Consider the following 20,635-nt stretch of genomic DNA (forward strand, 5'->3'; position numbering starts at 1 on the left):
TATGGTAGACTTAGGTAGTCTCTTACTTCTTAGGATAAGCGTTTTGCCCCTGTACACGCTCATAGTCGTTGGTCGAGTCGTTGGTGTCGATCCAATAGGTGCGACCATTACGCATCTCCGTCTTGCGGTGTGCTAGCTGCTGACGGTGGCAACCCGTCACGTAGAAGTTTCCCTTGTCTACTGTAATCGGTAGCGCACGCGTCTTGAACTGCCCTTCGCAACCCGTCTCCACGCCATCTAGGATAAGGTCTACAGGGATGGTGTAGTAGTTCTCCGTTTCGCCCTTTTTATTAGTCACCTGCATGACATGATCCTTAAGGAATGCACTCAGATCGCCCTCCACCTTAAAGAGGAGTGGTGGCCAAAAGCCTCTGGGATGTGCGATACCCGTACTAGAGAAGCAGTCTACGATGATATTCATATTAGGCACATCGGGGTTGTCCGTGTCTGTAATCTTGATTGTCTTGCCATCTCCAGCAGGAAGCTCTACCTCTGGGAAGAGGAACTCAAAGTCAGCTCCTGAGAGGTCTACAGAGTTTGGCTTATCCTCGGTATGATGATTGATAGCCGTCGCAGCCACAATCTTGAACTCTCCAGGCTTGATTGGATACTCCTTACCACTACCAGGGAACTGATAGATACCACCCACGGGTAGCTCCCCTTTGTCTGCTAGATAGTTAGTCCAGGGAGTCTCTGGCATTGGGTTACCATGAGCAGTCACTGCGTAGCAGACACCGTCGAGGTACTCGGTCTTCTCCCCATTGTTGACTATCATAAAGTACTGATCTGGGTGCATCATACGACCATTGGTCTCGCCATTGAAGAAGATGTCACCAAAGATGAGCTGAGGCTTTTCTGGCGTAGGAGCCTCACCTATCTGGACAGGTATGGAGAGAGTCATAGCATCGCTGACGACGACGTTTTCCTTAGCCCCCACGAGTGTGCGGTGATCTGTAGTCTCACCCGATACGGCAAAGCTATAGGTACCCTTATCAAGGGTTAGCTCTACGGTACGGCTCTTCTTGTCGACCTCCGCCTCGCTCTTCTTGAGCGTGCGACTATCGGTGACGGTGAGCATGAGCTTGGCGAGCTCGACCTCCTTGTCTAGCCCCAGCTGCACAGTCACTTTGCACTGTGTGCCTTTATTGGGCTCTGGGTTATTCGGATCTTCATTACAGCCACCCAGTATGAGGGCGGATAGTGCGATCAGCACTAGTGTGATTGATGTAACCTTAGGTATTCTCATTGTCTTAGGATTGATTTATTTGATGCTTTATAAACTTCTAGATTCAGCGAGCATGCGCTCAAGTTAAGTCATCCCCCGCCGAAATTCTTTGCAAAGTTAGAGAGCCTACAGGCGCTCTACATCCCTATCTTTAGGTATTTTACAGCCTCTGGGATAGCTAAATAGATGGAGTGAGACACGCACGAGAGGAGGGACACATCCGATGGCAAATTCAGTCCCAACTGTAAGGTAATTACGGGATCATTGATTCGGCTCCTCTCATGACCAAGTATTTTCATGCCCATGAAAATCCAGTTTCATGCGGAGGAAAATCCAGTTTCATGCGGAGGAAAATCCAGTTTCGTCGGAGGAAATCGAAAATCCCCACCGAGGAACGGACAAACTCTTCGGAACTTCGAAATCTTTCTTTCGAAGTTTCATTTCATTCTTCCGAACTTTTATATCCCGCCTCCCTGAAGAATGTTCGTTTTCCAGCCAGCTATTTGCAGATTCCTCCGTAGGGATCATCATTCGCCACCACGAAGTGACAACTTTAGTCGCTTCCTACCCTTACTTCTACAAAGATTTTTCGCTTCTGGGGCTTGAAGCGTTGTAATTATTGGAGCAAATTATTACCTTTGCCACTGTTAAGAGCGTACACCCACGCAGATGCTCACTGCTAGTACGCTCTACAAGCCATGCTAATACATAGACTACTAAACAAGATAGATGGACTCCAAGATTAAGGAACTCACCGACAAAATCTACCACGAAGGGGTAGAAAAGGGAAATCAAGAGGCTGCTCAGATCTTAGCCAAGGCTAAGCAGCAGAGCGACGAAATGGTCGCTACCGCACAGGCCGAGGCACAGCGCATCGTGAGTGATGCTCAGCGTCAGGCAGCGGATCTAACAAAAAACACCCAAGCAGAGCTCAAGCTATACGCTGAGCAGGTGGTTAGCTCTACGCAGAGTACCATCGCAGATAGTCTGACCGATCGCATCGTACGTGACAATGTCAAGGCGATGACGACTGATGCAGACTTTATGCAGAAGTTGATGCTCGCCATCGTACAGCAGTGGACGGTCGGTGAGCCGATGGTCATCGAGACGGCCAACGCTGAGGCGCTGGAGAAGTATATGCTCGGCAACGCTAAGGCGCTACTAGATAGCGGTCAGGTAACGATCCGTACAGGATCAGCTCAAGGTGCAGGCTTCTCCGTAGCACCTGCTGATGGCTCGTACAAGGTCAACTTCGGTGAGGAGGAGTTTGTCAACTTCTTCAAGAGCTTCCTACGTCCTCGTCTTGTGGAGGAGCTTTTCTAAGTAAGCTATGTATAAGGTATAGTTAAGGGTGTCTACAGAGTCTCTCTGCACACCACTTGCTGTGCTATAGCGAAGACATTATGGCAAAGTACTACGCTACCATCGCAGGTCTGCCAAACATTGGTGTAGACGACCGCAAGCTACCGATACAGACGGATGCGCTGCAGGCGGAGCTACGACAGGAGCTCACCAAGCGTGACAGACGTCTCCTAGACCTACTCCTCATGGAGCAGGAGCTACCGCAGATCTTGAAGACGATCAATGCGTGGCTCTCGGACGACTCTATCCACTGGGAGGATGACCCCTCAGAGATTGAGCTGGAGCCTAAGGAGCCCCTAGAGACAATCGACGCCAAGGAGCTGGCTGACTATATCATAGCTGTACAGCAGCGCACGAAGCGTCCCCGCACGAAGCAGTTACCTGACTTCATCAAGGAGTACATCGAGATGCGTCTCCCCGACCCCGAGCTGGAGGAGGAGCTTGCCGAGGAGCGAGCTGAGATGCGCGAGGAGCTACAGCAAGCGGAGGAACCCTACACGATCTGGCAGCTACGCCTAGAGCAGGATAAGCTCATGGCGATGTACTACGACTATCTGATGCATCAGAAGAATAGTTTCGTAGCCGAGTGGGCGGAGTTCAACCTTAACATCAAGAATATCCTGGCCGCCTACACGAGTCGGCAGCTGGGCTTTGACCCTAAGGAGTATATCATCGGAGGGGGCACGCTGCAGCATCATCTGCGCACTTCGCAGGCTGCGGACTTTAGCATTACGGAGGAGCTCTTTCCTCAGATACAGCAGTTGGTCAATATCAGTCGCGAGGAGGACATCGCTCGTCGCGAACAGCTGATAGATCGGCTTCGCTGGGATTGGCTGGAGGAGCATACCTTCTCCAAGCCCTTTGACATAGAGTATCTCCTAGCCTACTACCTAGAGCTAGAGATCCTAGAGCGCTGGGTATCACTCAACGAAGAGACAGGCGAGCAAGTCTTCCGTCAGATAGTCTCTCAGCTCAAGCATGAGAGCACCACCTCGCTAGAGGAGTTCAAACGCAAACAAAAGAAATAATAGATACAATGACAAACGGTGTGGTAAAAGGAATCGTCTCTAACCTCGTCACGGTAGAGGTCGATGGTCCCGTATCGCAAAATGAAATATGCTACATCACCGTACGCGGGGTGGAGCTGATGAGCGAGGTGATCAAGGTGATCGGTGCAAATGTATATGTACAGGTCTTTGAGAGTACTCGTGGTATGAAGGTGGGCGACAAGGTCTCTTTCACTGGGCACATGCTCGAGGTGACTCTGGGACCAGGTATGCTCTCCAAGAACTATGACGGTCTGCAGCACGACCTAGACAAGATGGATGGTGTCTTCCTCAAGAGAGGTGACTACACCCATCCACTAGACACGACTAGGAAGTGGGACTTTACGCCTATTGCTAAGGCGGGCGACACGGTACAGGCTGGCTCGTGGCTGGGGCAGGTGGACGAGAATCACCAGCCACACCGCATCATGGTACCCTTCGTCATGGAGGGGAGCTACACGGTCGAGAGTGTCAAGCCTGCGGGTCAGTACACTGTCGAGGAGACGATCGCTGTCATCGTTGACGCTGAGGGCAAGAAGCATGATATCACGATGATCCAGCGTTGGCCTGTCAAGGTGCCTATCCAGGTCTACAGCGAGAAGCCTCGTCCCTTCAAGCTCCTAGAGACGGGCGTACGAACCATTGACACGCTAAACCCAATCGTAGAGGGTGGTACGGGCTTTATCCCTGGGCCTTTCGGTACGGGCAAGACGGTCCTCCAGCACGCTATCTCTAAGCAGGCGGAGGCGGACATCGTCATCATGGCTGCCTGCGGTGAGCGTGCTAACGAGGTGGTGGAGATCTTTGCCGAGTTCCCTGAGCTCGAAGACCCACACACGGGACGCAAGCTGATGGAGCGTACGATCATCATCGCTAATACGAGTAACATGCCAGTGGCTGCTCGTGAGGCTTCGGTCTACACCGCTATGACTATCGCTGAGTACTACCGCTCGATGGGGCTCCGAGTACTACTCATGGCGGACTCGACCTCTCGCTGGGCGCAGGCACTGCGTGAGATGTCGAACCGTCTAGAGGAGCTCCCTGGACCAGACGCATTCCCGATGGACTTGTCGGCTATCGTGGCAAACTTCTACGCTCGTGCGGGCTTCGTCTATCTCAACAATGGCGAGACGGGCTCTGTGACTTTTATCGGTACGGTCTCTCCAGCAGGTGGTAACCTTAAGGAGCCTGTCACGGAGAATACGAAGAAGGTGGCTCGATGCTTCTACGCTCTAGAGCAGGAGCGCGCTGATAGCAAGCGTTACCCCGCTGTCAACCCAATCGACAGTTACTCTAAATATATAGAATACCCCGAGCTCAAGGAGTACATCACGGCAGACCTCGGCTCCGACTGGCTAGACAAGGTAAACGAGATCAAGACTCGCATGCAGCGTGGCAAGGAGATCGCAGAGCAGATCAACATCCTCGGTGATGACGGCGTCCCCGTAGAGTATCACGTGACTTTCTGGAAGTCTGAGCTGATAGACTTTGTGATCCTACAGCAGGATGCCTTTGACGATATCGACTGCAACACGCCTCTAGAGCGCCAGAAGTATATGCTCGACAGAGTGATCAAGATCTGTCACACGGACTTCAACTTTGAGGACTTCAACGAGGTGAGCAAATTCTTCAAGACGCTTATCAACCACCTCAAGCAGATGAACTACTCGGAGTTTCAGAGTGAAGACTTCAAGAAGTACCAGCAGCAGTACGAGCAGCTGATCGAGCAGCAGTCTACGCACGCCTCCTCTAATATCTAACCTCTAGTATCTAACGTCTCACAATGGCTACACAAGCTTTTCAAAAGATATATACACGCATCACCAACATTACCAAAGCCACCTGTATGCTCCACGCTACGGGTGTAGGTAATGACGAGCTAGCTACAATCAATGGCAAGCTCGCTCAGGTGGTTAGAATCAATGAAGACGAGGTAACTCTACAGGTCTTCGCAGGCACTGAGGGCATCCCAACCAATGCTGAGGTTATCTTCCTCGGTGAGGCGCCAGCTCTCAAGGTGAGCGACCAATTGGCTGGACGCTTCTTCAACGCTTACGGAGAGCCTATCGATGGCGGTCCACAGCTAGAGGGCGAGGATGTAGAGATCGGCGGTCCCTCGGTCAATCCTGTACGTCGTGATCAGCCCTCCGAGCTGATCGCTACAGGTATCGCTGGTATCGACCTCAACAACACGCTCGTGACGGGACAGAAGATTCCGTTCTTTGCGGACCCAGACCAACCCTTTAACGAGGTGATGGCACTCGTAGCTCTCCGTGCCGAGAGCGACAAGATCATCCTCGGTGGTATGGGTCTGACGAACGATGACTACCTTTACTACAAGAAGACCTTTAGCAATGCGGGAGCACTGGATCGTATCGTGAGCTTTATCAATACGACCGAAGACCCCTCCGTGGAGCGTCTGCTGATCCCCGATATGGCGCTGTCGGCAGCTGAGTACTTTGCTGTGCAGAAGCATGAGAAGGTGCTGGTCCTCCTGACCGATATGACCAACTACGCCGATGCGCTCTCCATCGTCTCGAACCGTATGGACCAGATCCCCTCTAAGGACTCAATGCCAGGCTCCCTCTACTCCGACTTGGCTAAGATCTACGAGAAGGCGGTACAGTTCCCCGACGGTGGCTCCATCACGATCATCGCTGTGACGACCCTCTCGGGAGGCGACATCACGCACGCTGTGCCTGATAATACGGGTTACATCACCGAGGGTCAGCTCTATCTACGTCGTGACTCTTCCATCGGTAAGGTTATCGTAGACCCCTTCCGCTCGCTCTCTCGTCTGAAGCAGCTAGTCATCGGTAAGAAGACACGCGAAGACCACCCGCAGGTGATGAATGCTGGTGTACGTCTCTATGCCGATGCGGCCAATGCTCAGACTAAGCTGGAAAACGGCTTTGACCTGACAGACTACGACCAGCGTACGCTAGACTTCGCTAAGGACTATGCCAACGATCTCCTAGCTATCGACGTCAACCTCAATACGACCGAGATGCTCGATCATGCGTGGAGCCTCTTTGCCAAGTACTTCACCCCCGCCGAGGTGAGCATCCGCCAGAGTCTCGTGGACAAGTATTGGCCTACAGATAGTAAGGTCGACAAAGCTTAGAAAGAGAGATGGCGATCAAGTTTCAGTACAATAAGACCTCGCTACAGCAGCAACAAAAGCAGCTTAAGATGCGAGAGCGCACCCTGCCCACGATCAAGAGCAAGGAGAGTGCCCTCCGTCTAGAGGTCAAGAAGGCTCGCCGTGAGATAGATACTCTCAATGAGCAGCTAGAGCAGGGCATACAGGGCTACCAGGATATGGTGGCTCTGTGGGACGAGTTTGACCCTACGCTGGTCAGCGTCACCGACGTACAGCTCTCGACGAAGAAGATAGCTGGTGTCGTCGTCCCTGTGCTAGACAATATCGACTACGAGGTGAAGCCTTTCAGCCTCTTTAGCCGTCCCTCGTGGTTTGCTCAGGGTGTCGAGCTACTCAAGGCGCTAGCCACACTGGGCATCGAGGCAGAGTTTCTCAATCTCAAGCTAGAGTATCTCGAGTATGCTCGTCGTAAGACTACGCAAAAGGTCAACCTCTTTGAGAAGGTTCAGATACCTGGCTACAAAGACGCTATCCTCAAGATCAAGCGTTATCTAGAGGATGAGGAGAGTCTCTCCAAGGCTTCGCAAAAGATCATGCGCACCAATCTAGAGATTCGTGCTGCCAAACAAAAAGAGCGACTAGCACAATGATAGAGAAAATAGATAAGTACCTCTTCCTAGTCTATCACCAAGACTACGACAGCTTCCTCCTCAAGCTACGCGACCTAGGGGTCGTGCATATTAAGGAGAACAAGTCGACCAGTGAGAGCGAACAGATCAAGGAGATCGTTGTGGCGCGTCGTCATCTGTCAGACCTCATCCGCACCCTCTCTCGCAAGCGCTCCGAGGAGCAGCCCATCGGCGCTCCCCGCAAGCCAGCTAGCACAGAGGAGGGCGAGGCTCTGCTACAGCAGATCGAGACGCTCCTAGAGGATCGTCGCCAGATAGCCTCTCAGATCGAGAGCCAACAGAGGGAAAACGATTACTGGGAGCCGTGGGGCGACTATGACGTCCAGCAGCTAGAGCGGCTCCAGCAAGCGGGTTACCCAGTCCGCTTCTACATCATCCCTACAGCTCAGTACCAAGAGCGCTGGGAGGAGGAGCACAATGCTATCATCATCGACACCCGACGCTCGCATCACTACTTCATCACCGTCGGCGACAAGAGCACTGAGCGCATCGAGGCGGAGCAGATCAAAGCTCCGACCCACACCGCCAGCGAACTAGCTGAGCGACTCGCCTCTTTCGAGCAGCGTGCCGAGCAGATAGACACCGAGATACAGGAGTTTATCGATCAGCACCTAGAGGACTTGCAGGGCTACGACCTCCTTCTCCAGGACAAGTATCAGATGAGCAACGCCTTCCTACAGGCTACTGGCGAGGCGGATGACAAGGTGATACTCCTCGAGGGGTGGATACCGAGCAAGATCGTACCCGAGGTGCGACAAGAGCTAGACCAGCTCCCCTGCTACTATGCTGAGCAGGAGATACTTGATGAGGACAAGATCCCCATCAAGCTCCAGAACAATCGCTTCAGTCGACTCTTCGAGCCGATTACGCGAATGTACTCTCTGCCGAACTACTCGGAGCTCGACTCGACACCCCTCTTTGCCCCCTTCTTCATGCTCTTCTTCAGCTTATGCTTTGGAGATGCAGGCTATGGACTCGTCATCTTCCTATTGGCGACGATCTTTAAGCGCAAGGTCAAGGGGCAATCAACGAAAGACATTTGCTCTCTAGCGCAGTGGCTCGGCGGCACCACCGTCGTGGTCGGTTCGCTACTCGGGACCGTCTTCGGTATGGTCATGCCATGGGCCAATGATGGTTCCCTGCTGGGCAGTGTGCGCAATGACTACTTCCTCAATCAGGACAACCTCATGCTCCTCTCGGTCGTGCTGGGTATCATTCAGATCCTCTTTGCCAAGACCGTGGCAGCCGTCAAGATACAGAAGCAGCGAGGACTCAAGTATGCCCTCTCTTCGTACGCCTGGGTCATCGTCATCTTTGCCCTCATCATGGCAGTGGCACTGCCTATGGCTACGACTGGGATACCGAGCTACGTCACCTACATATTCTACGGACTGGCGATAGCTGCAGGACTCGTTGTGGTCTTCTACAACAGCCCTGGCAAAAACATCTTCCTCAACATCGGCTCCTCACTCTGGGCAACCTACAACACCGCCTCGGGACTACTCGGAGACACCCTCTCCTACATCCGTCTCTTTGCGATCGGTCTGACGAGTGGCGTGCTGGGAGGTGTCTTCAACAACCTAGCGGTCTCCATGTCTGAGGGTCTACCCGTCGGGGTCAACTGGCTCGTAATGGTCTTCATCCTACTCTTCGGGCATGGGCTCAACTTCGGACTAGCTATCATCAGCTCGCTCGTACACCCGCTGCGTCTCACCTTTGTGGAGTACTACAAGAACAGCGAGTTCGAGGGTGGCGGTAAGCCATACACCCCCTTTAAGGTCAACTAAACAAGCAATAATCAAATCAAATAACAGATATACATAACATGAACGAACTAATTGCATACGGAGGCGTAGCCCTCATGGTCATCCTAACGGGTATCGGCTCCTCAATCGGTGTCACCATCGCAGGTAATGCGACCATCGGATCTATGAAAAAGAACCCCGATGCCCTCGGTCAGTACATCGGACTCTCCGCGCTTCCCTCTTCACAGGGTCTGTACGGCTTCGTCGGCTTCTTTATGGCTAACGGTCTTATCAAGGATCTCCTCACCGCTGGCGTACTTGGTGCTGGTGCTGCGTGGGCTATCTTCGCTGCTGGGCTCAGCCTCGGTCTCGTCGGTCTCTACTCAGCCATCCGTCAGGCTCAGGTCTGCGCCAATGGTATCAAGGGTATCGGTGCTGGCAACAACCTCTTTGGTGCGACCATGGTCATGGCCGTCTTCCCTGAGCTATACGCCATCCTAGCGCTACTTGTATCGATCCTAACCTTCGGTGTCGTCAGAGGTCTATTCCTCGCCGCATAGAGACACCCAGCTAGAGCCTTCGCTATGCTAGCAAGCTCTACGGACGTGGGCTAGTAACTAGCCCTGACAAACTATAGGACCAGTCCTCGGCAGAGATTGCTCTGTCGGGGACTTGTTTTATTAGTGCCTACAGTACGAAATGTTTCCAGCTCTCTTTGGAGACTGTTGCAAAAGTCAACAGTCTCACAATCTTGCTTGCAAGATTGTCCTGACTTTGCAGAAAGGATGAAGCGCAAGGCGCTGAGGGTGAGGTCTGAAGGGAGCATACCTCCGTATGTGACCGAAGCCGAATCCCGAAAGTAACACAGCGATTCGCCTTTATGCAACAGTCTCCTTTGACTTGTCGGTCAATCTCTGATTTCCTACCTAGGAATTGAAATCGTGTCTATTTTTCCCTTTCCCAGCACCTCAAAATAAGAATTAGTCACTCATCAGGCATGAGGGTGGTGGTATTTGCGCAAAAACTACTACCTTTGTGACGTAGAATACAACGAAGCAACGTAGAATACAACGAATCAACAAGTTCAAACAACATACAGATATGAAAAAGGCATTAATCATCCTATCCTCAGCCCTTGTTCTGCTCTCAGTGAGCGCATGTGGGCCTAAGCAAAGTGCTTATCGTCAGGTGTATGAGAAGGCAAAGCAGCGTGAAGTGGCCACACAGCAACAAGAGCCTGTGCAGACTCCCCCCGCTAGTGTTGTCGTCGCTCGTGAGCCAGCCGCTGACATCCAGCTACGTCGTGAGCGCCTAGAGGCGGTCAAAGGTGAGGACGCAAACATGCTCAAGACCTACAACGTGGTCGTCGGCTCATTCCAAAACCACACCAACGCATACTCCCTCAAGGAGCGCCTACAGGCTCAGGGCTACACCCCCGTGCTAGGTCAGAACGAGGCTGGTATGCTCCGTGTCATCATCTCCAGCTTTGACAACCGCCGTGAGGCTGAGGCTTCTAGAGAGCAGGTCAAGGGACGCTTCGCTCCTGAGTTTCAGGATGCTTGGATTCTGGAGAAGATCCGCTAGTAGCTTCCTTACTTCGAAGCCATAATAAAATAGGAGTCTTAGAGTTTACATAGATAGACTCTAAGACTCCTTCTTCGGACACTATAGCTATGGAGATCATACAGCATCAACCGCTTCGGGAGTACCACACATTTGCCACAGAGGCTACCGCCGACTGGTGGATCAACTACAGCAGTGCTGAGGATCTTCAGACGCTGGCACGTGATGAGTACTTTGTCTCGCAGCCCTACCTACCGATAGGTGCTGGGAGCAACCTACTCTTTACGCACGATAAGTATCGTGGCGTCATCCTCTACTCGCAGATCGACGACCTCCACTACTACGATGAGACCGAGAGTGCGCTGACTCACCCAGGGCAGCAGCATGTACGGGCGGGTAGTGGCATCGTGTGGGATCACTTTGTGGAGCTGATGCTCAGCCGTGGTCTCTATGGTATAGAAAATCTATCGCTCATCCCAGGCACCGTGGGCGCTGCTGCTATCCAAAATATAGGTGCCTACGGGAGCGAGGTCTCTCAGTACATCGTAGCGGTCGATGTGGTCGACCTAGCGACAGGAATGAAGCTCCGCATACCGAGCGCTCTGTGCGACTACAGATATAGGTATAGCATCTTCAAAGATCCGCAGTACCACTCCTACATCGTCACGCATGTGCACTTCATACTAAGCACCGAGCCGACCTGCAATCTGAGCTACGCCTCCCTGGCAAAAGCTTTCGAAGGCCGCGACACGATGCCTACGCCCGAGGAGATTCGCCAAGAGGTGATCAGCATTCGCCGTGCTAAGCTACCCGACCCTGAGGAGATACCGAATGGTGGAAGCTTCTTCATGAACCCCATCGTGCCGCTAGCGCAGTACGAGGAGCTGGCGAAGCAATATGACACGCCCGTGCCTCACTACCCTACTCACCACGAAGGGGAAGTCAAGCTCTCAGCGGCCTGGCTCATAGACCAAACGGGACTCAAAGGCTACCGCACAGGTGCCGTAGGGGTCTACGAAAAGCAACCGCTCGTCCTCGTCAACTACGGCGGGGCAACCGGTCAAGAGGTGGTCGCACTGGCAGAGCACGTGCAGCAGGAGGTGAGCCGTAAGTTCGGCATCTCACTACACCCCGAGGTGCGCTATATAGACTGACGCCTATGCCCTCTCGCCACAGTCATCCCTCGCCACAGATCGTCGAGCTACTAGGCTCAGGTACCAGCACAGGCGTACCTGAGGTGGGTTGCTACTGTCGTACCTGTCTAAGCCTAGACCCACGCGACCAGCGCACCCGCACATCGGCTCTAGTGGTCTCACCTTCGGGGCGACGAATCTTGATAGACTGTAGCGCAGACTTCAGACAGCAAGCGCTCCTAGCAGGCATTGATCATCTAGATGCGATCATCCTAACGCACCAGCACTACGACCATATCGGAGGGCTAGACGATCTGCGTACTATCTCGTGGCGTACGGAGCTACCCATCTACGCAGAGCCTAACGTGCTGGAGGCGATCAAGGCTCGACTACACTACTACTTCGGACCGCATCGCTATCCCGGCACGCCACACTTGACGCTGCACCCCATCTCGTCGCTAGAGCCGTTTACACTGTACGACCTAACGATAGAGCCGATACGGGTGATGCACGGCAAGCAGCCGATACTAGGCTATCGCATAGGGAGCTTTGGCTTCCTAACCGACCTCAAGAGCATCGCCCCAGAGGAGCTAGAGAAGCTCCGAGGCGTGGAGCTACTCTTTGTCAATGGACTGCGCTACACCAAGCCTCACCCGACACATCAAACGATCGAGGAGGCTATTGAGCTGACCGCCCAGGTTCAGCCACAGCGCAGCTACATCATTCACCTTTCGCACCATGCGCCACCTACTGCGGAGCTACAAGAGCGACTGCCCGGGGGAGTGTACGTGGGCTACGACGGATTGACCCTACGCTACACGGAGGAGTCTGGTTATATCCCGCAGCCCACGCCAGACAAGCTAGTGAAGAGTGGTGCCGAGCCTTTTACCTATCGGGATTGTGGTAGGATTGATTACCAAGAGGCTTTGGAGATGCAACAGAAGCTTTGGCACGAGCGTATCGATGCCAAGGTAGCACATCAGACGGTGCCTGAGGACGTGCTACTCTTTTGCGAGCATGAGCCTGTGCTGACCATTGGCAAGCATGGGCAGCAGACAAATCTGCTCGTCTCGGAGGCTTTGCTCAACTCTAAAGGCATTCAGCTTGTCCAGATAGAGCGTGGTGGCGACATTACTTACCATGGTCCTGGGCAGATCACGGGATACCCAATCTTTGACCTAGAGCATTACGGCGTAGGGATCAAGGAGTACATCCACACGATGGAGCAGTGCATCATCGATCTTCTCTACCTCTACGGCATTCGTGCGGAGCGTCTCGAGGGCGCTACGGGCGTCTGGATCGATGCGCACACACCGCAAGCTCGTAAGATCTGCGCTATCGGCGTGCATACCTCTCGCTATGTAACGATGCACGGCTTCGCACTCAATGTCAATACCGACCTAAGCTACTTCCAGCTCATCAATCCGTGTGGCTTTACCGACAAGGGGGTCACCTCGATGGAGCAAGAGATAGGACGAGGGGAGGTCTACTTTCCACTAGTCAAGCATCAGCTGGAGGGGCTCTTTCGCAAGCACTTCACGCACCTTATGTACCACCTACCTAACGACAACATACTATGAAATGGCTTAGACCCAACGACAGTTCGGCAAACTACCAAGACAGACGCGGACGCATCTCAGGCAAAGGGCTAGCCCTCGGAGGTGGCATCGGTGGTATCGTCATCGTCCTCGCCAGCCTCTTCTTTGGTGTAGACCTCTCGGGACTGATGCAGGTGGCAAACAATGTCTTGCCCAGCTCACAGAAGGAGCAGGTAGACCCCTCACGTGTCAACGAAAACGAAGAGTTCAAGGTCTTCACGCTGCGCGTCTTCAACAGTTGCAACGACGTGTGGACAGACCTCTTCAATTCCGAATTACAACGCTCCTATGCGGCACCGACACTGGTGACCTTCACCGATCAGGTGCAGAGCCGTTGCGGAGGAGCCACCAGCGAGGTAGGGCCCTTCTACTGTCCGGCCGACCAGACAGTCTACATTGACTTAGACTTCTTCAATCTACTCGCCTCTCGCTTCAAAGCGCCAGGAGACTTAGCTATGGCTTACGTCACCGCTCACGAGGTAGGGCATCACGTGCAGAACCTCCTCGGTATCTCTGACAAGCTACACCAGCAGCAAGGGCGTGTCTCGCAGGAAGCGTACAACCGCGCTAGTGTACAGCTAGAACTGCAAGCCGACTACCTTGCTGGCGTATGGGCATACCACGCACAGCGACTCGGTATCATACTCATTGAGTCCGGAGACCTCGAGGATGCGCTCACAGCCGCCAACGCTATCGGTGATGATACTTTGCAAAAAGAGGCGCAGGGCTACGCCGTCCCAGACTCATTCACACACGGTACCTCAGCACAGCGCATGCAAGCCTTTCGCTCTGGCTTTGAGACAGGCAGCTTGGATGGCGCGAGCCGTTACCGCTTGTAAGCAACAACCAATTCTATAGCAGATTTCAGATGAACCAAAAGATAAAAGTACTCGTCGTAGGCTACGGACACGTAGGCAAGCAGGTCGTAACCACCGTACGCACCGCTCCCGACATGGAGCTGGTCGGTGTAGTCCGTCGCTCCAAGAATGATCCTCAAAGCCAAGTATTGACCGCTCATGGCATTGCCGTTTACGGAGAGGATGAAGCCCTCCCCAAGGCAGATGTCGCCATCCTGGCCGTGCCGACACGCTCCGTGCCCGACTACGCCAAGCGTTACCTCGCTCAGGGTCTTTGCACCGTAGACAGCTTTGACATCCATACCCAGATAGCTACGCTACGCCACGACTTGATGGCGGTAGCTCAGGAGCACCAAGCAGTCTCCATCATCAGCGCTGGCTGGGATCCCGGAAGCGACTCGATCGTTCGTACCTTGATGCAGGCGATGGCTCCCGAGGGAATCACCTACACAGACTTTGGGCCAGGCATGAGCATGGGACACTCCGTAGCGGCACGTGCCATAGCTGGTGTCCGAGATGCGCTCTCTATGACCCTGCCCATAGGTTATGGACAGCACCGCAGACAGGTCTATGTAGAGCTAGAGTCAGGAGCCAACGAAGAGCAGGTACGCCAAGCCATCCTCGCTGATGATTACTTCGCTCATGACGAAACGATCGTCACTTTCGTCCCTTCTGTCGCAGCTCTAGAGGACGTAGGCCATGGCGTGCATATGATGCGCAAAGGGGTCTCGGGTGTAACGCACAACCAGCGTATCACCTTCGAGATGCAGATCAACAACCCCGCCCTGACCGCCCAGATGATGGTCGCCTCGGCTCGTGCTACGCAGCGCCTCACCCCAGGAGCCTACACACTCCCCGAGGTGCCAGTTATAGACCTACTCGCTGGCGACCGCTCCGACTGGATCGCCCAACTAGTCTAACTTCTAAGGTCTAACCTCTAACCTCTAAGGTCTAATCTCTAACCTCTAATGACATGTCCAGCACACTACCCCTACTAGCCATCACGTGGGACGTCAGCCCCGCCATCTTTACCATCGGCACCTTTGAGTTGCGCTGGTACGCCATACTCTTTGCCGTAGGGCTCTTCGTCTTCGGTCCGTGGATCGTGCATCGCATCTGGCGGAAAGAAGGCTTGCCCGAGCCATGGTTTGACAAGCTCTTTTGGTACGTAGCCATCGGTACGATCGTAGGCGCTCGACTAGGGCACTGCCTCTTTTACGATCCCCTATACTACCTCGCCAATCCCGTTGAAATCCTGAAAACGTGGGAGGGCGGACTAGCGAGCCACGGCGGTGTGATCGGTCTCATCATCGTCATGTGGATCTACGCACGCAAGGTGTCGCACAAACCAATCCTCTGGGGCATGGATCGCCTCTGCGTACCCGTAGGACTCGTGGCAGCCATGATACGTCTCGGCAACCTGATGAACAGCGAGATCTTCGGCTACCCTACCGATGTCGCCTGGGGCTTTCGCTTCGTACGCTCTGCCGAGTGGCAGACCTTGGCTGGTGGTATGCCTTGCCACCCGACAGCCATCTACGAGGCGCTCGCCTACTTGCTCGTCTTCGCCATCTGCATGTGGCTCTACTGGCGTCGCAATGCGGGCTACAAGTATCATGGGCTCATCGTCGGGACGCTCCTCACGCTCACCTTCATAGCACGTCTCCTCATCGAGACCGTCAAATTCGTCCAGGAGCCGTGGGAGCACAAGTTGGTCGAGGCCATCGGGCTCAACCAGGGGCAGCTACTCAGCATCCCCTTCATCATCATCGGAGTCGGCATGATCATCTACGCCCTGCGCCACCCAGTGCCTCAGGCAGAGGTGGAGCGTCTACTCGCAGAGGAAACAAAGCGCAAGGAGCAAGCCGCTCATCCCAACAAGCACTAAATCTATTCACTACTATAAAGCAACCATTCTATTATGGAGTATCGTAATCAAATTACCGATTCAATATACTATATCGGAGTCAATGACCGCACGAAGCCCCTCTTCGAGGGCTCCTGGTCACTACCCCATGGCGTCAGCTACAACTCTTATCTGCTCGTGGGTGAGCAGGTCGTCCTCATCGATGGTGTCGAGATAGGCACCGCTGAGAAGCATCTTGGCGAGATCAAAGCGATCATCGGCGATCGTCCCATCGACTACCTCATCGTAGACCATATGGAGCCTGACCACAGTGGCTCTATCGGTCTCCTACGCACCCTCTATCCTGAGATGAAGGTGGTGGGCAATGCCAAAACCTTCGGCATGCTCGACTCTTACTTTGCGCCAATCCCTCAGGAGCAGCGCGTAGTCGTTTCGGAGAAAGAGCCTCTAGAGGTGGGCGACTTCTCCTTCCAGTTCGTCATGGCACCGATGGTACACTGGCCCGAGGTCATGTTTACCTACGAGAGCTCAAACAACGTCCTCTTCACGGCCGACGCCTTCGGCACCTTTGGCACGCTCAATGGAGCTATAATAGACCGAGATATGAATCTCGACCTTTACTACGAGGAGATGTACCGCTACTACGCCTGCATCGTGGGTAAGTTCGGTATGTTTGTCCAGAAAGCTCTGGAGAAGTACAGCTCACTAGGTCTGTCGCCACAGTACATCTGTCCGACCCATGGTCCCGTATGGACGGAGCACGGCTTCCCCCAGGCACTCGCCATCTACGATCAGCTCAGCAAGTACGACACAAGCTGCGGTGCGGTCATCCTCTACGGCAGTATGTATGGCCACACCGAGCAGATGGCCGAGGCGGTCGCTCAGGGACTAGCGCAGAGCGGCATCAAGGAGATCGTCGTCCACAACGTTAGCACGGCCGATCCCTCCCATATGCTCCGTGACATCTTCAAGTATCGCGCCCTTATCGTCGGCGCTCCGACCTATAGCAACGACCTCTTTCCCCCGATGCGTGAGATCCTCAACAAGGTAGCCCTCCGCGAGGTCAAGCATCATCTCATCGGCTACTTCGGCGGATGCACTTGGGCAGGCAAAGCTGTCAAGATCATGCCTGAGATCCTAGAGAAGCTAGCCTTCGAGCAGGTGACCGACCCCGTAGAGATCAAGGGAGCCGCCACCGACGAGCAGCTCGCTCAGGGACGTGACCTAGGAGCTGCTATTGCCAAGAGACTATTAGAACTTTACCGTTAATACCTAAATACCAACAACCAACAAATAATCTATGAGACTTGTTATCGAGCAAGATTATGCTGCCATGTCTACATGGGCAGCAGAGCATGTGATCAAACGCATCAATGAGTTTGCACCCACAGCTGACCGCCCCTTTGTGATCGGTCTGCCCACAGGCTCTACCCCTATTGGTATGTATCAAGAGCTGGCCAAAGCCTGTCAGGCTGGTCGTGTCAGCTTCAAGAACGTAATTACAGTCAATATGGACGAGTATGTCGGTCTAGAGCCCTCACATCCCGAGAGCTATCACTACTTTATGAAGAGCAACTTCTTCGACCACATCGACATCGACCCTAAGAATACCCACCTCCTCAATGGTTTGGCTGAGGACACCGCTGCCGAGTGCCAAGCTTACGAAGAGATGATTCAGTCACTCGGAGGTATCGACCTCTTCATCGGAGGTATCGGCTCTGACGGACATATCGCCTTCAACGAGCCAGGCTCCTCGCTAGCCTCTCGCACTCGTGAGGTGCGTCTGATGCCCGAGACCATCCGTGACAACAGCCGTTTCTTTGACAACGACCTCTCGAAGGTTCCCACACGCGCCCTCACTGTAGGTGTCGGTACCGTGACAGACGCTCGTGAGGTGATGATTCTTATCAACGGTTCGAACAAGGCACGCGCTCTCTGCAAGGCAGTCGAGGGGCATATCACCCAGATGTGTCCTATCTCTGCGCTGCAGCTCCACTCCGACAGCATCATCGTCTGCGATGACGATGCTGCCGTAGAGCTACAGGTGAAGACCTTCCGCTTTTACAAGCAGGAGGAGCAGCTAGCCCGTGAGGGTCTAGCCTACTAAGAGGTGGCAGCTCACAAATAGAGACTGTTGCAAAAGTCAACAGTCTCACAATCTTGCTTGCAAGATTGTCTAGACTTTGCAGAAAGGATGAAGCGCAAGGCGCTGAGGGTGAGGTCTGAAGGGAGCATACCTCCGTATGTGACCGAAGCCGAATCCCGAAAGCAACACAGCGGTTCGCCTTTATGCAACAGTCTCAAATAGATCGGCGGATGCTCCCGTAGCATACGCCACGACCAGAGAAGGTCGAGAAGCATCCGTCGCTCCTCGACCTTCTTTCTTTATCTCCTCTACCCGGTCAAACTTTCCACCGTTGGAAAACTAACTTTCCACCGTTGGAAAACTCAAATCCCTCCCTAGGGATTTCTTCGTCCCTCCCTAGGGATCGAACAGTTCCTCCCTTGGAACTAAAAAGTTCCTCCCTTGGAACTGAAAAGTTCCACCGCTGGAACTAAAAAGTTCCAAGGCTGGAACCATTATGGAACTTTTACAAAAGCAGTTGCCGCCCCACAGAAGGTGGCCATGCGTTCGCACTAGCGGAGCTTTCTTCTAGAGGCACAAATGAAAAGCGCCACCCCTGAACGAACTCAAGAGTGGCGCATATGGATGAGACGGTGTCAGTCTCTGGGGATCTGTGCGGATGCTTACTTGCCGTAGCGAGCGCGTAGCACCTGAATCATATCCTGACTCATGGTGTCGAGGTCGTAGTGTGGCTGCCAGTCCCACTCACGACGAGCACAGCTGTCGTCGAGCGAGTTAGGCCACGACTCAGCGATAGCTTGGCGCAGCGGATCGACGTCGTAGCTCATCTCGAAGTCGGGGATGATACGCTTGACGGCGGCAGCGATCTGGCCTGGCTCGAAGCTCATCGAGGCAATGTTGAAGGAGTTGCGATGTACCAGTCTCGTAGGATCAGCCTCCATGAGCTGGACCATAGCGTGCAGTGCGTCTGGCATATACATCATATCCATGTAGGTACCCTCCTTGATGGGGCAGACGAACTTGCCCTCCTTGACGGCTGCGTAGTAGATCTCTACAGCATAGTCCGTGGTGCCACCGCCGGGTAGCGTCACATTGGAGATAAGCCCTGGGAAGCGCACCGAGCGGGTGTCTACGCCAAAGCGCTTGTGGTAGTAGTCGCTGAGGAGCTCACCAGCCACCTTGGTCACACCGTACATAGTCTTGGGGCGCTGGATCGTATCCTGAGGAGTTTTATCCTTGGGGGTCTCATCGCCAAAAGCTCCGATAGAGCTGGGGGTGAAGACGGCACAACCCTTCTCACGAGCTATCTCTAGGACGTTAAAGAGTCCACCCAGTCCGATATGCCACGCCAGCTGAGGCTTAGCCTCTGCGGTAGCGCTCAGGAGGGCTGCTAGGTTATAGATAGTATCGATCTTGTACTTGTCGACGATAGCTGCTAGCTGAGCTGAGTCGGTAATGTCGGCAAGCTCTGCGGGACCACTCTCGAGGAGCTCGCCCTTAGGAGGCATTGCAGCGATGTAACCGGCTACGACTGAACCATTTTGGTACTCACGACGTAGTTTCATTGTCAGCTCGGAGCCTATCTGACCGGTCGAGCCAATGATCAATATATTCTTCATGTCTTTATATAGTTGAGCTTATTTTGCTGTGCAAAGGTACCTAAAAGGAGACGATTAAGAGCTTTTAGTCTGTGATCAGATTGCGGCGACGCTTACGCTGGACCTGCTTGACGATATAGATCGTCAGCAGCAATAGCACAATCGCCAATATGGAGTAACCGATGATGTGGCTGTATTCGCTCGCCTTAGCGACCACTTGCTCCTTCGTCTCGATGCCTGGGACACGCGAGAGGAGGACGCCAATGAGGGTGAGCACCGCATTCCAGACGCCAGCACCTAGAGCCGTGTAGCCCACAAAAACGCCTAGTGGCATGCGGGCTAAGCCTGCGGGAATGGAGATGAGCTGACGAATAGCAGGCACCAGACGACCTACGAAAGTGGAGACAGCCCCCTTGCGAACGAAGTATTCGTTGGCACGGTCGAGCTTCTCGGGACTCAGCAGGAGCATACGCCCTACTCTACTGCCAGCAAAGCGGTAGACGATAGGACGCCCGAGCCACATGGCTAAGTAATAGTTGATGAGTGCCCCTACAATCGCTCCACAGGTGGCAAAGAAGAGTACGCCGACGACGCTCATCTGCCCATCCGTGGCGGCTAGAAAGGCTGCGGGTGGCACAACCACTTCACTAGGAAAGGGGATAAACGAACTCTCGATGGTCATCAAGAGGAAGACCGTCCAGTAGTTCAGATGCTCAAAGAACCAAAGCGTCAGTTGTTCCAGCATACTTTTCTAAGGAGGTAG

The 20,635-nt window shown here is 53.7% G+C and carries 18 protein-coding genes; 15 read left to right on the plus strand and 3 right to left on the minus strand.

The window, feature by feature from the left end; translation table 11 throughout:
* Positions 1-22 precede the first annotated feature (22 nt).
* Positions 23-1,246: a DUF4876 domain-containing protein gene (locus L215_RS0107295; RefSeq protein WP_044111893.1), complete on the minus strand. Its 1,224-nt coding sequence runs from the start codon at positions 1,244-1,246 to the stop codon at positions 23-25.
* Between the two features lie 708 nt (positions 1,247-1,954).
* Here L215_RS0107295 and L215_RS0107300 point away from each other — a divergent pair.
* The 15 genes from L215_RS0107300 (at position 1,955) to nagB (ending at position 18,295) form a co-directional block, all read left to right on the plus strand.
* Positions 1,955-2,548 carry an ATP synthase subunit E gene (locus L215_RS0107300; protein WP_025883641.1) on the plus strand — a complete coding sequence of 198 codons (594 nt, stop codon included), beginning with the start codon at positions 1,955-1,957 and terminating at the stop codon, positions 2,546-2,548.
* A gap of 80 nt (positions 2,549-2,628) precedes the next feature.
* Positions 2,629-3,615, plus strand: coding sequence for a DUF2764 family protein (locus tag L215_RS0107305; protein WP_025883640.1), 987 nt, complete (start codon positions 2,629-2,631; stop codon positions 3,613-3,615).
* Positions 3,616-3,623: 8 nt separating this feature from the next.
* Positions 3,624-5,393: a V-type ATP synthase subunit A gene (locus L215_RS0107310; RefSeq protein ID WP_025883639.1), complete on the plus strand. Its 1,770-nt coding sequence runs from the start codon at positions 3,624-3,626 to the stop codon at positions 5,391-5,393.
* 23 nt (positions 5,394-5,416) lie between these two features.
* The gene (locus tag L215_RS0107315; protein WP_025883638.1) at positions 5,417-6,757 is read left to right on the plus strand and encodes a V-type ATP synthase subunit B; all 1,341 of its coding nucleotides are present in this window, start codon (positions 5,417-5,419) and stop codon (positions 6,755-6,757) included.
* An 8-nt stretch (positions 6,758-6,765) separates the two neighbouring features.
* Positions 6,766-7,386, plus strand: a complete 621-nt coding sequence (locus tag L215_RS0107320) for a V-type ATP synthase subunit D (protein ID WP_025883637.1) — start codon at positions 6,766-6,768, stop codon at positions 7,384-7,386.
* Positions 7,383-9,212 carry a V-type ATP synthase subunit I gene (locus L215_RS0107325; RefSeq protein WP_027451567.1) on the plus strand — a complete coding sequence of 610 codons (1,830 nt, stop codon included), beginning with the start codon at positions 7,383-7,385 and terminating at the stop codon, positions 9,210-9,212. Before L215_RS0107320 ends, L215_RS0107325 begins: the two co-directional genes overlap by 4 nt.
* Positions 9,213-9,250: 38 nt before the next feature.
* The gene (locus tag L215_RS0107330; RefSeq protein ID WP_007365942.1) at positions 9,251-9,730 is read left to right on the plus strand and encodes a V-type ATPase subunit K; all 480 of its coding nucleotides are present in this window, start codon (positions 9,251-9,253) and stop codon (positions 9,728-9,730) included.
* A gap of 541 nt (positions 9,731-10,271) precedes the next feature.
* On the plus strand, positions 10,272-10,754 hold the full coding sequence (locus tag L215_RS0107335) for an SPOR domain-containing protein (RefSeq protein WP_027451568.1): 483 nt from the start codon (positions 10,272-10,274) through the stop codon (positions 10,752-10,754).
* A gap of 83 nt (positions 10,755-10,837) precedes the next feature.
* Entirely contained in the window at positions 10,838-11,887 is a 1,050-nt protein-coding gene (gene murB / locus L215_RS0107340) for a UDP-N-acetylmuramate dehydrogenase (protein ID WP_262499050.1), read from the plus strand.
* Positions 11,888-11,892: 5 nt separating this feature from the next.
* Positions 11,893-13,446: a lipoyl(octanoyl) transferase LipB gene (gene lipB, locus L215_RS10415; RefSeq protein ID WP_025884318.1), complete on the plus strand. Its 1,554-nt coding sequence runs from the start codon at positions 11,893-11,895 to the stop codon at positions 13,444-13,446.
* Positions 13,443-14,303, plus strand: a complete 861-nt coding sequence (ypfJ, locus tag L215_RS0107350; RefSeq protein WP_027451569.1) for a KPN_02809 family neutral zinc metallopeptidase — start codon at positions 13,443-13,445, stop codon at positions 14,301-14,303. Before lipB ends, ypfJ begins: the two co-directional genes overlap by 4 nt.
* 29 nt (positions 14,304-14,332) lie before the next feature.
* Complete coding sequence (locus tag L215_RS0107355) at positions 14,333-15,241, plus strand: diaminopimelate dehydrogenase (protein WP_025884317.1); 909 nt, start codon at positions 14,333-14,335, stop codon at positions 15,239-15,241.
* Between the two features lie 53 nt (positions 15,242-15,294).
* Positions 15,295-16,209 carry a prolipoprotein diacylglyceryl transferase gene (lgt, locus tag L215_RS0107360; protein WP_025884316.1) on the plus strand — a complete coding sequence of 305 codons (915 nt, stop codon included), beginning with the start codon at positions 15,295-15,297 and terminating at the stop codon, positions 16,207-16,209.
* A gap of 33 nt (positions 16,210-16,242) precedes the next feature.
* Positions 16,243-17,457 carry an FprA family A-type flavoprotein gene (locus tag L215_RS0107365; RefSeq protein WP_025884315.1) on the plus strand — a complete coding sequence of 405 codons (1,215 nt, stop codon included), beginning with the start codon at positions 16,243-16,245 and terminating at the stop codon, positions 17,455-17,457.
* A gap of 31 nt (positions 17,458-17,488) precedes the next feature.
* Positions 17,489-18,295, plus strand: coding sequence for a glucosamine-6-phosphate deaminase (gene nagB / locus L215_RS0107370; protein ID WP_025884314.1), 807 nt, complete (start codon positions 17,489-17,491; stop codon positions 18,293-18,295).
* A 641-nt stretch (positions 18,296-18,936) separates the two neighbouring features.
* Here nagB and L215_RS0107375 read toward each other — a convergent pair.
* Both L215_RS0107375 and L215_RS0107380 read right to left on the minus strand, forming a co-directional pair.
* Positions 18,937-19,893, minus strand: coding sequence for an NAD-dependent epimerase/dehydratase family protein (locus L215_RS0107375; protein ID WP_025884297.1), 957 nt, complete (start codon positions 19,891-19,893; stop codon positions 18,937-18,939).
* Positions 19,894-19,957: 64 nt separating this feature from the next.
* Positions 19,958-20,617 carry a DedA family protein gene (locus L215_RS0107380; RefSeq protein ID WP_025884299.1) on the minus strand — a complete coding sequence of 220 codons (660 nt, stop codon included), beginning with the start codon at positions 20,615-20,617 and terminating at the stop codon, positions 19,958-19,960.
* Positions 20,618-20,635 lie beyond the last annotated feature (18 nt).

It is taken from the genome of Porphyromonas uenonis DSM 23387 = JCM 13868 (genome assembly GCF_000482365.1).
Classification (GTDB): domain Bacteria; phylum Bacteroidota; class Bacteroidia; order Bacteroidales; family Porphyromonadaceae; genus Porphyromonas; species Porphyromonas uenonis.